This is a genomic window from Micromonospora sp. U21, from assembly GCF_018070045.1.
In the GTDB taxonomy this organism is placed as follows: domain Bacteria; phylum Actinomycetota; class Actinomycetes; order Mycobacteriales; family Micromonosporaceae; genus Micromonospora.
Window position 1 is genome coordinate 1 of record NZ_JAGPYK010000024.1, and the last position, 14,145, is coordinate 14,145.

At 72.0% G+C, this 14,145-nt stretch carries 12 protein-coding genes and 1 pseudogene; 4 read left to right on the top strand and 9 right to left on the bottom strand.

Features of this window, described 5'->3' with window-relative positions; all coding sequences use genetic code 11:
- Positions 1–31: 31 nt before the first annotated feature.
- On the bottom strand, positions 32–439 hold the full coding sequence (locus KBX63_RS25585; protein ID WP_210915501.1) for a hypothetical protein: 408 nt from the start codon (positions 437–439) through the stop codon (positions 32–34).
- 23 nt (positions 440–462) lie between these two features.
- Here KBX63_RS25585 and tnpA point away from each other — a divergent pair, with 23 nt between their 5' ends.
- Positions 463–894, top strand: coding sequence for an IS200/IS605 family transposase (tnpA, locus tag KBX63_RS25590; RefSeq protein WP_210915512.1), 432 nt, complete (start codon positions 463–465; stop codon positions 892–894).
- Between the two features lie 46 nt (positions 895–940).
- Here the strand turns inward: tnpA and KBX63_RS25595 are convergent.
- A pseudogene (locus KBX63_RS25595) lies at positions 941–1,143 on the bottom strand (cellulose binding domain-containing protein); the annotation flags it as partial.
- Positions 1,144–1,777: 634 nt separating this feature from the next.
- Here KBX63_RS25595 and KBX63_RS25600 point away from each other — a divergent pair.
- Entirely contained in the window at positions 1,778–3,121 is a 1,344-nt protein-coding gene (locus KBX63_RS25600; protein WP_210915515.1) for a GH1 family beta-glucosidase, read from the top strand.
- A 76-nt stretch (positions 3,122–3,197) separates the two neighbouring features.
- On the opposite strand, the gene KBX63_RS25605 is transcribed toward KBX63_RS25600, so the two are convergent.
- Together KBX63_RS25605 and KBX63_RS36275 are read right to left on the bottom strand one after the other, a co-directional pair.
- Positions 3,198–3,611 (bottom strand): roadblock/LC7 domain-containing protein, encoded by a 414-nt coding sequence (locus KBX63_RS25605; protein ID WP_197701306.1) that lies wholly within the window; start codon positions 3,609–3,611, stop codon positions 3,198–3,200.
- Positions 3,612–3,616: 5 nt separating this feature from the next.
- Positions 3,617–6,157 (bottom strand): nitrate- and nitrite sensing domain-containing protein, encoded by a 2,541-nt coding sequence (locus KBX63_RS36275; RefSeq protein ID WP_307871842.1) that lies wholly within the window; start codon positions 6,155–6,157, stop codon positions 3,617–3,619.
- A 359-nt stretch (positions 6,158–6,516) separates the two neighbouring features.
- Between KBX63_RS36275 and KBX63_RS25615 the strand changes: the two genes are divergently transcribed.
- On the top strand, positions 6,517–7,722 hold the full coding sequence (locus KBX63_RS25615) for an RNA-guided endonuclease TnpB family protein (protein ID WP_210915519.1): 1,206 nt from the start codon (positions 6,517–6,519) through the stop codon (positions 7,720–7,722).
- Here KBX63_RS25615 and KBX63_RS25620 read toward each other — a convergent pair.
- On the bottom strand, positions 7,709–9,112 hold the full coding sequence (locus tag KBX63_RS25620; RefSeq protein WP_210915521.1) for an FGGY family carbohydrate kinase: 1,404 nt from the start codon (positions 9,110–9,112) through the stop codon (positions 7,709–7,711). The genes KBX63_RS25615 and KBX63_RS25620 overlap by 14 nt on opposite strands.
- 262 nt (positions 9,113–9,374) lie before the next feature.
- Here KBX63_RS25620 and KBX63_RS25625 point away from each other — a divergent pair, with 262 nt between their 5' ends.
- A complete protein-coding gene (locus tag KBX63_RS25625; protein WP_210915527.1) occupies positions 9,375–11,297 on the top strand; it encodes an anthranilate synthase family protein in 1,923 nt (640 codons plus the stop codon).
- Positions 11,298–11,423: 126 nt separating this feature from the next.
- Here KBX63_RS25625 and wrbA read toward each other — a convergent pair whose 3' ends face one another.
- From wrbA to KBX63_RS25645, 4 genes are all read right to left on the bottom strand, one after another.
- Positions 11,424–12,041: an NAD(P)H:quinone oxidoreductase gene (wrbA, locus tag KBX63_RS25630; protein WP_210915528.1), complete on the bottom strand. Its 618-nt coding sequence runs from the start codon at positions 12,039–12,041 to the stop codon at positions 11,424–11,426.
- 136 nt (positions 12,042–12,177) lie between these two features.
- The gene (locus KBX63_RS25635; protein WP_210915529.1) at positions 12,178–12,546 is read right to left on the bottom strand and encodes a DUF3037 domain-containing protein; all 369 of its coding nucleotides are present in this window, start codon (positions 12,544–12,546) and stop codon (positions 12,178–12,180) included.
- Positions 12,543–13,301, bottom strand: a complete 759-nt coding sequence (locus KBX63_RS25640; RefSeq protein ID WP_210915530.1) for a HipA family kinase — start codon at positions 13,299–13,301, stop codon at positions 12,543–12,545. Before KBX63_RS25640 ends, KBX63_RS25635 begins: the two co-directional genes overlap by 4 nt.
- A gap of 413 nt (positions 13,302–13,714) precedes the next feature.
- Positions 13,715–14,104, bottom strand: coding sequence for a hypothetical protein (locus KBX63_RS25645; RefSeq protein WP_210915531.1), 390 nt, complete (start codon positions 14,102–14,104; stop codon positions 13,715–13,717).
- Positions 14,105–14,145 lie beyond the last annotated feature (41 nt).

A 14,145-nucleotide genomic window follows, 5' to 3' on the forward strand; every position in this document is an offset into this window, starting at 1 on the left:
GGGAACAACCGGACCTGCACGACGATCTTCACTAGGCGTCCTGGTCGGCGTAGTCCTCTTCGGCGGCCATCGACTTCGGCCACCGCCGCCAGGCAGCCCGGTCCGCTTCGTCTTCGGAGCAGCGAGTGACGGTCGTCAGGTGGGTCACGGCGGCGTCGATGTAGAGCGCAGCCTGATCAACCGCGCCGAGGTCCGGGGCGTCGTAGCCGAGCCGCGCCAGTTCCGCGTCCAGCTCTGCGGCCCGCGCCTCGCTCGCCTGCTGCACGCGGGTCGCGTGCCGGCGGCGCGCCTCGTTCAGCCAACCGGGCGTGCTGTCACGCAGCGACCGGACGTTTTTCTTCGTCCAGGGATGGCCGAGTTTCGGCAGGTCCGAGTAGTCGATGCCGAGGGCCTTGGCGGCCAAACCCGGCTTCACGGGCCTGTCCAGTTTGGCGAGCATGACCACACCGTAGCATCTTATCCATGTCACCAAGATGGACGCCAGACCCGGATGTTCGCCGAGGTAGAAGCGTTATCGACAACCTGCAGGTTCATCTTGTCTTTGTCACCAAGTATCGGCGGGGCGTCCTCAACGACGCGATGCTCACCCACTGCGAACAGGTCATGCGGAACGTGTGTGCCGACCTGGGCGCGGCGCTGCGCGAGTTCAACGGCGAGGATGACCACGTGCACCTGCTCGTGCACTACCCGCCGAAGCTGTCGATCTCCACGCTCGTCAACCGGCTTAAGGGCGTCTCAGCGCACTACCTACGCAAGGAGTTCGCCGGCCGGATCAACCGGCACATCATGCACGGACACCTGTGGTCGCCGTCGTACTTCGCCGCGTCCTGCGGCGGCACCCCACTAGAAGTGATCAAGGAATACATCAAAGAACAGAAACATCCCGGTCCGTGACGCGACTCCTCCCGGCCCTCAAGGCCCGGGATTCTCGCTACATCCGGTTGAAGCCGATGTTGGCGGTGGCGCCGGCACCGAGGTTGCCGTTCACGACTCGTTGGTGGCGGTGACCTGGTTGCCGGTCTGGCTCCACCGTGCCGATTAGCCCTGGGTGACCCGCTGGTTTCCGGGGAAGGCGAACATCAGCGCCCAGCCGGTGAGCGGGTCGCCGAGGTTCTTGATCGTCATGTTGGCGCTGAGGCCGGTGCTCGGACCCGCGCTCACGCGATCTGGCTCCTGTCGCGTTGAATCGACAGTGTGCCATGGAAGCGCTCCCACAACAAGCGCGCGGCAGGCCGCATCAGCGCGATGTTTCGATCTCGTTTTGGGGCTTTCACAAAGCCGTGACGGGCGTTACAGTCGCAGCATCGTCGATGGGAGCGCTTCCATCGATGATGGTTCCAACTCGAAGATCACCGGGACCGTCTCTGACGGACCGGGGAACCAGCCCGAGGGCTGACGACGGGCCAGCCCGGACGCCGCCGTCAGCCATCATCCCGCCACACGGAGGGAGGTGGAACCAGAGCCACTCGCGTGGCCCGGCTCCCGCGCGACACGCACGGCAGGACCCACAATCCGCCCGTGTGTGTGCAGTTACGGTGGGGACGGGGGTTGCCCTCCCCCGTCCCCACACTAAACCCCCGTTCACGATGGGAAAAGAGGCCGACGGGACAGGCGCGCCGCGCCGCCCGGTCGGCCTCGTTCGCTGTCCGGGGCCCGCATCGCCTCAACCTGCCACAGCCGGCCGGCACGACGGCCGGCTGACCGGGCCGGCCGCCCCTGCCCTATTCTGGGAGCGCTCCCGAACTTCGGCGGTTGCCCGTATCCACGAGGAGAATCCATGTCGATACCTACCGGGCCCGCCGGCCCGCTGCGCTTCCCCCGCGACTTCGGTTGGGGCGCGGCCACCTCCGCGTACCAGATCGAGGGCGCCGCCAAGGAGGACGGCCGCGGTGAGTCGGTCTGGGACACCTTCAGCCGCACCCCCGGGCGCACCCGCAACGGCGACACCGGCGACGTGGCCGCCGACCACTACCACCGGTACGTCGAGGACCTCGACCTGATGCGCGACCTCGGGCTGCGCAGCTACCGCTTCTCCATCTCCTGGCCCCGGATCCAACCCGACGGCAGCGGCGCACCCAACCAGCGCGGGCTCGACTTCTACCGCCGCCTCCTCGACGGCCTGCACGAGCGCGGCATCGCCCCGATGGCCACCCTGTTCCACTGGGACCTGCCGCAGGCCCTGCAGGACGCCGGCGGGTGGGAGTCACGCGACACCGCCAACCGCTTCGCCGACTACGCCGACGCGGTCTTCCGCGCCCTCGGCGACCGCGTCCCGGCCTGGCTGACCATCAACGAGCCCAAGACCGTGGTGCAGAACGGCTACCTCGGTGGCCACCACGCACCGGGCCGGCAGGACCCGGACGCGGCCTACCTCGTCGCACACCACCTGCAACTCGCCCACGGGCTCGCCGTCCGCGCGCTGCGCGCCGCCGGCGGCACCGCTCGGATCGGTCCCGCGCTCAACCTGCACCCCTGCTACCCCGCGGACGACTCACCGGAGGCCGCTGCGGCGGCCCGGCTCTACGACGGCTACGAGAACCGCCTCTACCTCGACTCGCTGCTCAAGGGCAGCTACCCGCAGGACGTGCTGGCCGACCTGGGCCCGCAGAGCCGGATGGCCCGCGGCATCCGCGACGGCGACCTGGCCGTGATCTCCTCGCCGGTCGACCTGCTCGCCGTGCAGTACTACACGCCGATCTACGTCACCGCAGACGGCGGCACCGAGCACCGCTGGCCGACCTCCGAGGCCGAATGGCAACAGATCTACCCCGACGGGATGTACGACATCCTGACCCGGGTCACCCGCGAATACGGCCCGATCCCGCTCACCGTCACCGAGAACGGGCTGCCCACACCGGACGCCCTGGCCGCGGACGGCAGCGTCGACGACGCCGGCCGGATCAGCTTCCTGCGCGACCACCTGACCGCCGCGCACCGGGCCATCAGCGCCGGGGTGCCGCTGGAGAGCTTCCACGTCTGGTCACTGCTGGACAACTTCGAATGGGCCGAGGGGTACGACCAGCGGTGGGGACTGGTCTACGTGGACTACCCGACCCAGCGGCGGGTGCTCAAGACCAGCGCCCACTGGTACCGCTCGGTCATCGCCGACGGCGGCTTCTGAGCGGGCCGCCCGGACAGCCGGGCCCCGGCGGCCGGCTCCGGTGAGCCGGTGACCGTCCGGGGCGCGGCCGGGCCGGTCAGCGCGGCAGCGCCTGCTGCAACTCCGCCCGCAGCGCTGGGGTGAGCATCTCCCCCGCCTGCTTCGCCAGCCGGGCCATCTCGTAGCCCACCACGCCGATGTCCGCGTCCCCCGCGGCGAGAGTGGCCAGGATCGACCCGTCCCGCACCTGCATCACCAGGAAGTAGCCCCGGCCCATCTCGACCACCGTCTGCTTGACGACGTCGCCGTCGAACATCTGGGCCGCGCCCGCGGTGATGCTCATCAGCCCGGAGGTCACTGCGGCGAGCTTGTCCGCGTGATCGCGGGGCAGGTTGTCGGAGATCGCCACCAGCAGCCCGTCGGAGGAGACCACCACCGCGTGCGCCACGCCCGGCACCCGCTCCGCGAACGCGCTCACCAGCCAGCTCAGGTCCCGTGCCTCCTGGCTCAACGTCGTCACTGTCGTCGTCCCCCTTCATCGTGCCCCCCGGACGGTGGCACGGGTATCTCGGTGGTGTCCTCGGCCTCGGCACGCCGTACCCCGTTGTAGAGCCGGGAAAGCATGCCACCGACCGCTTCCGGGTCCAGGTCGTCACGCGCCGGCGCCGACTGCGGCCGGGCCGGGCGCGTGACCGCGGAGAGCTGCGCCATCGGCACCCGCATCGGCAGGCCCCGCTCGTTCGTGCCCGCGGTCACCGGGGTGGCCGGCGGCACGACCGGCCCCGGCCCCGCCGGTTCGGCCGGGCCCTCCCGGGACCACCAACCGCCGCCGCCACCCGACGAGGCCGGGGCGAGCACGTCCTCCGCGCGGACCGGCACCGGGCGGGCCTGACGCGGCACGGCGGCCGCGGGCGGGCGACCCGCAACCGGCAGGTCCAGCGGCGCGACGGCCGGCCCGGACGAGCCGGTGGCCCGGGCGGCCCCGGGCATCCGCTGCGTGTTGACTCCCCGAGCGGCGCCCGCCGCCAGCATCCGTGCCGGGGCCCGGGTATCCAGCTCCACCGCGCCCGCCGGGGCCAGCAACGCGGCGGGCAGCGCGAGCCGGGCGACCAGGCCGTCCTGGCCGCCGTCCAACCGCACCCGCACGCCAAGCCGGGCAGCCAGGTGGCTGACCACGAACAGCCCCATCCGCTCGACCGTCGCGACGTCCGCAGCTGGCGGGCTGGCCAGCACCCCGTTCGCCTCGGCCAGGGCGGCGGGGCTCATGCCCAGGCCACGGTCCGTGATCTCGATCAGCGCGCCCACGGCCTCGACCCGGGCGGTCACCGCCACGACGGTGTCCGGGCGGGAGAACGCGGTGGCGTTCTCCAACAGCTCGGCCAGCATGTGCACCAGCTCACCGACGGCATGCCCGACCACGTGCACGTCGCCCACCGACTCGAGGCGGACCCGCTGGTACTGCTCGATCTCGGCGGCGGCCGCCAGCAGCACCGGGCCGAGACCGACCGGCCGGTTCCACCGGCGGGTGGACTCGGTGCCGGCGAGCACCAGCAGGCTCTCGTCGTTACGGCGCATCCGGGCAGCCAGGTGATCGAGCTTGAACAGGTTCTCCAGCTGCTCCGGGTCGCTCTCCTCGCGCTCCAGATCGTCCAGCAGCTCCAGCTGGCGCTCCACCAGCACCTGGCTGCGCCGGGCCAGGTTGACGAACATCGCGTTGACGTTGCGCCGCATCGTCGCCTGCTCGACGGCGACGGTGACCGCACTGCGGTGCACCGCGACGAAAGCCTCCGCCAGCTCGCCAATCTCGTCGAGCGAGCGGACCACCGCCGGCGCGACCTCGATGCCCGGCACCCCGCCGGTGACGGTCCGCAGCCGGTCCAGCGCATCCGGCAGCTCGACCTGCGCGATCCGCAACGCCTGGCTGCGCAGCAACCGCATCGACCGGGCGACCGAGCGCCCGACGAGCAGCGAGATCAGCAGGGCGACCAGCAGCACGGCGACGATCCCACCGGCCACCAGCAGGGTGGTCCTCAGCTGACCGCTGCTGACGCCGTCGGCCTGCCGGACAGCGTCGTCGAGCACCCCCGCCTCGACCTGGCGCAGCAGGTCCTGGCGCTGCTGGCTGGCCGCCCACCACTGCTCCGAGGGCAGCACCTCCGGCGCCGCGTCGCCGGCCGGCAGGCTGCGCTCCTCCAGTTGGGTGGCGACCAGGAACATCGGGTCCACCGAGGTCTCGTCGTACCGGCGGATCTGATCGGTGGTGGCGGCCACCCGGAACGCGCCGAGCGCGGTCAGCTGCTGGGCGCGCAGGTCGGTGAGGAGCACCCGGTCCTCTGTGCCGTACTGGCCGGCGCGGCCGGCGGCGTAGAGCTGGGCCCGGACCCGCGAGGAGAGCTCCTTGACCCGCGCGATCTGGACGTAGCGCAGCACCGCGTCGCTCAACGCCGGCCGCTCCTGGCCCGGCGTCGGCTCGGCGAGCAGGTCGAGCAGCGTGTCGACCGCGCGGTGGTAGTTGCTCAGGATGGTGTCGCTGCTGAGCACCGCGGGCGGGATCGCCGGCCGGATGTCGACCACCTGGTCGTACGCCTCCAGCACCTCCGAGAAGGCCACCCGCCACGAGGCGTCGGCGTCGGCCAGCGGCTCGGCCGCCCGGCGCAGGTCCACGATGGCCCGGTCGGTCGCCGCCTGCAACGGCTTCAGGGCGGTGGACGCGGCCTCCCGGTCACCACCCTTACGCAGCTCGCCCAGCTCTCCTGCCGAGCGGTCCCGCTCCTGCTGGAGCTGGTGCACGACCGCGGTGATCTGCCGGCCGATGCCGACCTGCCGGGCGAAGTCGTTCAGCGCCGTCGTCCGCCCCACCAGCGCGCTGGTCTGCACACCGGCGAGCACCAGGAACGCCACCGACGGCACCACCAGCACGGTGGCCAGCTTGGTGCTCATCCGCCAGTCCCGCAGGCGGAACGGCGAGCGGCGCCGGTGCGGAACGACCCGGACATCGAAGCGACGCCGGCGATGGTTCGACACCGCGCCCTTCACCGGGTCGGGACCTACCGCCACCCTGCCTCCTCCGTCCTGCCGCGTCCACCGCGGTCCGGGGAGCGCAGTCCATCCAACCAGGCTCGGGAGCGCTGTCAACGGCCCGGACGGCGCAAAACTTGAGCACTTGATACCGACGGGAACACCGGCCGTTTACGGCTGGAGGATCGCCGGCATGGCCACCTCACATTAGCTTCCAGGTGCTCCTTGACCGCCGCGAGCTGTTGCAGGTAGCGGGCCGACACGCCCCCGAAACTCTTGACCGATTTCTGGGCAGGGCGACAGTGGGCGGGTAGTGCACGAGCGGATGAATGTCATCGCTGTCGTAATTGGACTCGCGCATCTCCGCGCCGAAGTCTGCGCACCGATACAGTGAGGGCGTGAAGCTGGTTGTGCCGGTGAAGCTCCTGCCGACACCCGAGCAGGCGACCGCGCTGGAGTCGACCCTGCGGGCGTGCAATGCGGCGGCTTGCGACGTGGCGACGACAGCGCGTCAGATTGACTGCTATCGCAACTACGACTTGCGCAAGCACACCTACCAGGGCATCAAGACGGAATACCGGCTCGGCGCCCAGGCAGCGCAACACGTCATCAAGAAGGTCGCCGACGCTCATGCCACGTTGACGGCGAACATCCGTGCCGGCAACCTCGGTAAGGCCGGCTCGAAGCGGCGCCGGCGGGCCGAGGTCAGCCCGATCGGGTTCCGATGGAACGCAGCCCAGCCGTACGACGCCCGGATGCTGTCCTGGCACCACGACACCCGCACCGTGTCCATTTGGACGATTGCAGGCCGGCTAAAAGACGTGGCGTACACTGGCTCCGCCGATCAGATCAAGACCGTCGCCACCAGCAAGATCGGCGAGTCCGACCTGGTGTACCGCGATGGAATGTGGTTCCTACACGCCACCGTCGAGGTGGTCGAGGCGCCGATGTACGAGCCGGACGGCTTCCTCGGCGTGGACATGGGCGTCGTAAACATCGCCTACGACTCCGACGGCAACCGCTATGCCGGAACGCGGCTCAATGGTTACCGCCGCAGGCAGGCCCGGCTGCGGGCCAGGTTGCAGGAGAAGGGCACCAAGTCGGCCAAGCGACTGCTGGCCCGGCGCAACAAGAAGGAAGCGCGGCACGCCGCGAACGTCAACCACCGCATTGCCAAGACCATCGTGACCGAGGCTGCACGCACCGGCCGTGGCATCGCCGTCGAGGACCTGACGGCGATCCGCGATCGGGTCCGGCTGAGAAAGCCCCAACGGGTCACGCTCCACTCATGGTCGTTCCACCAGCTCGGCAGCTTCCTGGCCTACAAGACCCGCCGAGCCGGCGTACCGCTGGTCGAAGTCGACCCGCGCTATACCTCCCAGGCCTGCAACGGCTGCGGTCACCGCGACAGGCGGAACCGGCCGGACCAGGAAACCTTCCATTGTCGGTCTTGTGGGGTCGTTGCCCACGCAGATCACAATGCGGCCCTCAACATCGCCAAGCGCGGTGTCGAGAGCTGGGGCGCGGTCAACCGCCCGCACGCGGCACCACCTCGCAGCCAGCGAGAGGTTGATCCGCAAGCTCGCCCATTCAGCGGCGGGTAGTTGACGAAGGATACTGCGGCAAGACCAGCTCGTCCGTCCGGCCGATGTCGGCGAGCTCGACCGCGTCACCGAAACGGCCCAGCGCCACCAACGCGGCGCCGGTCGCGCCGATCTCCGGGTTGCGTTGGTGCGACACCGGTCGCGGCGCGAGCGTGGAGGCGAACGCCTGCCGCCACCACACCGAGGCGGCCACCGCGCCGCCGCCCAGCACCACCTCGACCGATTTGTCGACGGTGGACTCCAGCACCGTCAGGTCCTCGACGACCAGCTCACACAGCCCCTGCATCAGCCCGGCCAGGATGTCCACCGCCGTGGTGCCGAAGCTGAGCCCGCGCACCTCGCCGGTGCCCGCCGGAGCCAGCCCCGGCGCCCGGTCGCCGCCGAAGCGGGGGTCCGTAGGCCGCCCACCGCCCGCCGGCACCAGCGCCAGCGCAGCGTCCAGCTCGGAGCCCCGGGGCAGCCGCAGCTCCCGGTCGGCCCAGGCGAACAGGCTGCCGCCACTGGAGTACGCCGCCCCGGTCACCACGTGGTCGTGGTCGACCCGGTAGCGCCACAACTGTTCGGGCAGCCGGGGCAGGGGCCCGCCGGCCGGGACGCGCTGCATCAGCCGTACGGCGGCGGAGGTGCCGACGGTGACCGCGGCGCGGCTCGGATCGACGCAGCCCGAGCCGACGTTCGAGGCCGCGCCATCGCCCACCGGCGGCGACCACCGAGCCTCGGCCAGCTGCGGCCAGCGGCGAGCCCGGTCGGGCCGTAGCCGGCCGTGCCACTCCAGCTCGCCCAGGGGCGGCAGCTCCTGCGGTCGCGTACCGGCCAGCGCCAGCGCCTCCTCGTCCCAGCGCAGGCTGCCCAGGTCCAGCAGGCCGGTGCCGGAGGCCTGGGAGACCGACATGGGCGCGGCCTCGAGCAGCTCGCCCAGCACGTACTCGGTCAGGCCGACGAACCGGGTGATCGGGTTGCCGGACATCTCGCGCAGCCAGGGCAGCCGCACCGACCAGTAGGAGCGGTGCCACCAGCAGCCGGTGCGCTGGTGGAAGTCGTCCGGGTCGGCCGGCCCGGGTGCCCCGTCGAGCGGCGCCGGCCGGGTGTCCAGCCAGGTGATCACCGGGCCCATCGGGGTGCCGTCCCGGTCGAGCGGAAGCACCGAGTGCCACTGCGCGGAGACGGCCACCAGCTCGACCTCGCGCAGGTGCCCGCCCTCGGCCAGCTCGTCCAGGCACTCGATCAGGCAGGCGAGGTAGTCGGGACCGGAGAGGGTGCCGGTGCCGTCGTCGCCGAGGGCGAGGTTGACCTTCCGCCGGGCCAGGGCGCCGGGCAGCGGTTGGGTGTCCGCGTCCAGCACCAGCCCACGTACCGAGGAGGTGCCCAGGTCGAGCGCGAGAATGTTCATCGCCGGTCAAGTTACCCGGTACCGGGCGTGCCGGAACGCTGGTCGGGCCGGGCGCACCGGTACGCCCGATCGGCTACCCGGGCGGCCGGTGGACGCGTAGGGTGGATCGCATGCTCGCGCATCTGACCTGCTGGTGGCCCGCCGACCCGGCGGCCACCTACCGCGCGTAGCTCCATCCACGCGGCCGCCATCGAGGCGGCCGCCGGATCTCCCGGCCCCGATGGCCGCCCCTCCGGCGGCGCCCGGCCCGACGGAGAATCCGATGACCCACCTGACCGACCTGCTCGCCGCCGTCGCCCGCGGCGTCGATCCGGGCCCCTTCGCGCTGCTGCGCCGCGACGGCGCCGACGACCTGGAGCTGTTCACCGGCCCGGTCGACGCCGTGGACCGCCTGGCGGACATCCCGCTGCCGCCGGGTCCGCCCGGGGCGCGGACGCTGGCCGTCGTGCCCTACCGGCAGATCACCGAACGCGGCTTCGCCTGCGTCGACGACGGCGCCCCGCTGGAGTGCCTCCAGGTCCGCGAGCACCACCGGATCGCCCTGGCCGACGCGCTGGCCGCGCTGCCCGACGAGCCGGTACGCGCCGACGACGCCGCGTTCGACGTCACCGACGAGGAGTACGCGGGGATCGTGCAGCGGGTGCTCGCGGAGGAGATCGGTCGCGGCGAGGGCGCCAACTTCGTCATCCACCGCACCCTGCACGCCACCGTGCAGGGCCCGCCGCTGGTGGCGGCGCTGGCCGCGCTGCGCCGACTGCTGGTTGCCGAGCGCGGCGCCTACTGGACGTTCGTGGTGCACACCGGCACCCGGACCCTGGTCGGCGCCAGCCCGGAGCGGCACGTCAGCGTCGACGACGGGCTGGTGATGATGAACCCGATCAGCGGCACCTTCCGGCCCGTCGGCGGCGCGCCGGACCGGGCGGCGCTGCTGCGCTTCCTCGCCGACCCCAAGGAGGTCGAGGAGCTGTACATGGTGCTCGACGAGGAGCTGAAGATGATGGCGACCGTCGCCGAGCACGGCGGCCAGGTGATCGGCCCGTACCTCAAGGAGATGTCGCACCTGGCGCACACCGAGTACCTGCTCGCCGGCCGGGGCACCCGCGACGTGCGGGAGGTGCTGCGCGAGACGATGTTCGCCCCCACCGTGACCGGCAGCCCGATGGAGAACGCGTGCCGGGTGATCGCCCGACACGAGCGCGTCGGCCGGGGCTACTACGCGGGCGTGCTGGCCCTGCTCGGCCACGACGACGCGGGTCGGCAGACGCTGGACGCGCCGATCCTGATCCGTACCGCCGAGATCTCCCCCACCGGGCGGCTGCGGGTGCCGGTGGGCGCCACCCTGGTCCGGCATTCCACGGCGGCCGGCGAGGTGGCCGAGACGCACGCCAAGGCGGCCGGGGTGCTGGCCGCGCTCGGTCTCGGCCCGGCGGCGCCCGGGGGCGGCCGCGGGTCGGTCGCGCGGCTGGCCGACGATCCGGCGGTACGCGACGCGCTGGCCGCGCGCAACGCCCCGCTGGCACGGTTCTGGCTGGACCAGCGGGCGCCGGACGCGCCGGGGCTGCCCGGGCTGGTCGGCCGCCGGGCGCTGATCGTGGACGCCGAGGACACCTTCACCGGGATGCTGGCCCACCAGCTGGGCGCGTTGGGTCTGGCGGTCACGCTACGGCCGTGGCACGCGAGCGGCCCACTGGACTCCTACGACCTGGTGGTGGCCGGGCCCGGACCGGGCGACCCGCGCAGCCCGGACGAGCCGAAGGTGGTGGCGCTGCGGGGGCTGCTGACCGGGCTGCTGGCGAGCGGCCGGCCGACCCTCGCGGTGTGCCTCGGCCATCAGGTGCTGGCCGGGCTGCTGGGGCTGCCGCTGCACCGTCGGGATGCGCCCTATCAGGGGTTGCAACGCGAGGTGCCGCTGTTCGGGCGCGCCCGCCGCGTGGGCTTCTACTCCACGTTCACCGTCCGCGCCGGGGCGGACCGGCTGGACACCGCGTACGGGCCGGTGGAGCTGGCCCGGGACGCGAGCGACGGCGCCGTGCACGCCCTACGCGGACGCGGCTTCGCCGGGGTGCAGTTCCACCCGGAGTCGGTTCTCAGCCCGGACGGGGTCGCCGTGCTGACCGAGCTGCTGGGCGACCTGCTGCCGGCACCCCACCCGGACGAGATGTCCGCGGCGGGTGGGCGGGCATAGTCACCCCCGCACGGGGGTACGGCTGAATCGACCGGCGGCGCGGACGGGCCGAGAGCCCCCGCCCGCGTCGCCGGTCCCCGCTGCGGTCAGCCGGTCCTAGCCTCGGTCAGCCGGTCCTCGCCTCGGTCAGCCGGCAAGGCCCTTCTTCAGCGCGGTGCCGATCTGCACCGCCCGGCGGGCGGTGAGCGCTGCGGCGCCGAGCGCCACGCTGTCCGGGGCGATCTCCCCGTTGTTGCTGGTGTGCGACGCGCCGTACGGGTTACCGGCGATGAACTGACTCGTGTCGGTGTAGCCGGGGGTGACCACGATGCCACCCCAGTGGTAGAAGACGTTGAACAGCGCGGTCAGCGTGGTCTCTTGACCGCCGTGCGCCGTCCCCGACGTGGTGAAGCCGGAGTAGACCTTGTTGGCAAGACCGCCCTGCGACCAGAGCGGACCGGTGGTGTCGATGAACTGCTTCAGCTGGGCGGCGATCAGGCCGTACCGCGTGGGACTGCCGAAGATCGCCACGTCGGCCCAGGCCAGGTCGTCGACCATCGCCTCGGGCACGTCCTGGGTCTCCAGTTGGTGCGCATGCCATCCGGAGTTGGAGCGGATCGCCTCGTCCGGCGCCAGCTCGCGCACCTTGCGCAGGCGGACATCGGCGCCGGCATCCCCGGCGGCCTCGCACACGGCCTGCGCCATCTGGTACGTGGTGCCGGTGGCGCTGTAGTAGATCACCGCTACCTTGGTCTGGGCAGCCATCAGATGTTCCCCTTCTGTCTGAGTCAGCTCCGGCGACTACCCGTTGCTTGCGCCGTCAAACGGCATCCGGCGCACGCTGCCCCGCCGACCCGTCAACGGCCCGCCGTCAGGGGCCGGTCGGCCGGTCACGCCCCGCTCAGCGGACCAGGGCCGCCATGAGCCGCTCCAGCTCCGCCGCCGGGTCGGCGGTGAGCCCGGTGTGCACCGGCCCGGTCTGGATCATCGTGCTGCGCGGCGCGGCCAGCCAGTGGAACCGCTCGCCGAGCCGCATCCGGGTGGCCGGCCCGTCACCGGCGCAGGTCCGGTCCCAGGAGCCCAGCACCTCCGCCACCGCCGGAAGGTCGAGATCGGGTGCCAGCGCGCGGACCCGGTCGGCGTCCAGGTGCGTCCGCGCGGCCAGGAAGTCGCACTGCTGGCAGTAGAGCAGCACCCCGACGTTGATCTGCTCGCCGCGCTCGATGCGGGGCACCAGCCGGATGACGGCGTACTCGAATGGTTGCCTCATGCCGCGCCCCCCTGCGGCAGCCAGTCGGCGGTGCGGGCGACCCGGGCGGACAGGTGGGCCAGGTACGCCTCCCGCGCCGCGTCGGCCGAGTCGAAGTCGGCGGCGGTCAGCCACTCGTCCGGCACCAGCGCCAGCACCTCGGTGAGCACCTCCGGGGTGACCCGTGGCGCCAGCTCGGCGTCGGCCTCGGCCAGTCGGGAGGCGTACGGCGCGAGCACGTGGTCCTCGGCCCGGTAGGCCCGGTGCACGGCGGCGGCGGCGCGCGGCCAGTTGTGGTGGAAGTACAGGGAGGCGCCGTGGTCGATCAGCCACAGCTCCCGGTGCCAGACCAGCAGGTTCGGGTTGCGCCAGCTCCGGTCGACGTTCTCCACGTACGCGTCGAACCAGAGCACCCGGGAGGCCAGCATCGGGTCGACGGGGTGCGCGACCGGTTCGAAGCCCAGCGCACCCGGCAGGAAGTCCATGCCCAGGTTGGCGCCGCCGCTGTTGCGCAACAGCTCCTGCACCTCCTGGTCGGGCTCGGCCCGCCCGATCACCGGGTCGATGTCGAGCACCACCAGCGGCGGCACCCGCAGCTCCAGCCGGCGGGCCAGCTCACCGCAGATCACCTCGGCGACCAGCGCCTTGGGCCCCTGCCCGGCGCCTCGGAACTTCGCCACGTACGTGCCGAGGTCGTCGGCCTCCACCACACCGGGCAGCGAGCCACCCTCGCGGAGCGGGGTGACGTAGCGGATCGCGGTGACCTGGCGGAGCACGTCGCCCACCCTACTGTGATCTCTGGCCGCGCCTGCACGACGTGTCGCGCGAGCGCGTGGGTGCAGACCAGTCCACCACCACACGCCGCAGGATGCACGCTGCGTAACCGGCTATTTCGTTGCGACTGAGGACGACGTGCAACTATCCGTCATGTCTGGACGGGCCGCCGATCCATCAATCGCATCCTTTGCTCTGCTTACTCGGACGCAACGCCGCGCCTGAGCAGGGATTACGTCGCAGCGTTCGCGCGGGTTCGCTCGGCAGGGCCGAACCCCGAGTAACTGTTGCGCCCGCGTAAGCAGTGCAAAGGACGATGGGGCATGGTCGGGACCGCGCCGCAGGTCACCCGACGTGATCAGCCGAGGTGTTCCCTCACCCACGCGAGGCACGTCACGCCCGGCGAGGGCGTCAGTCAGAGCTTGTCGCGCAGGTCGTCGACCTGCTGCTGGAGACGGTCCACGGCGCCCTCGTTGTTGAGGAAGGTGGTGATGCCCGCGGCCAGGCCCAGGCCGATCAGGACGGCCAGGATGCTCAGCACCAGTCCCCCGATCGCCACGCCCCGGCCGGTCACCCCTGGCCGACGGGCCATCTTCAGCCCGGCGATGCCGAGGATGATCCCGATGATCCCGAGCACCAGCCCGACCCAGGCCAGGATCGCGGTCAACACGCTGAACAGGCCGGCCACCCCGAAGACCAGGGCGAAGGTGGCGGCGGCGCTGGTCTTGGCGCTGGTGCCCGCCCGATGGGTCTGGGACCCGGCGGTCACGCCGGAACCCCGGGCCGGTTCGCTTGCGGCAGTCATGACACTCCCTTCCGCACGCGCGGCGCGCGCACTTCCGGCCG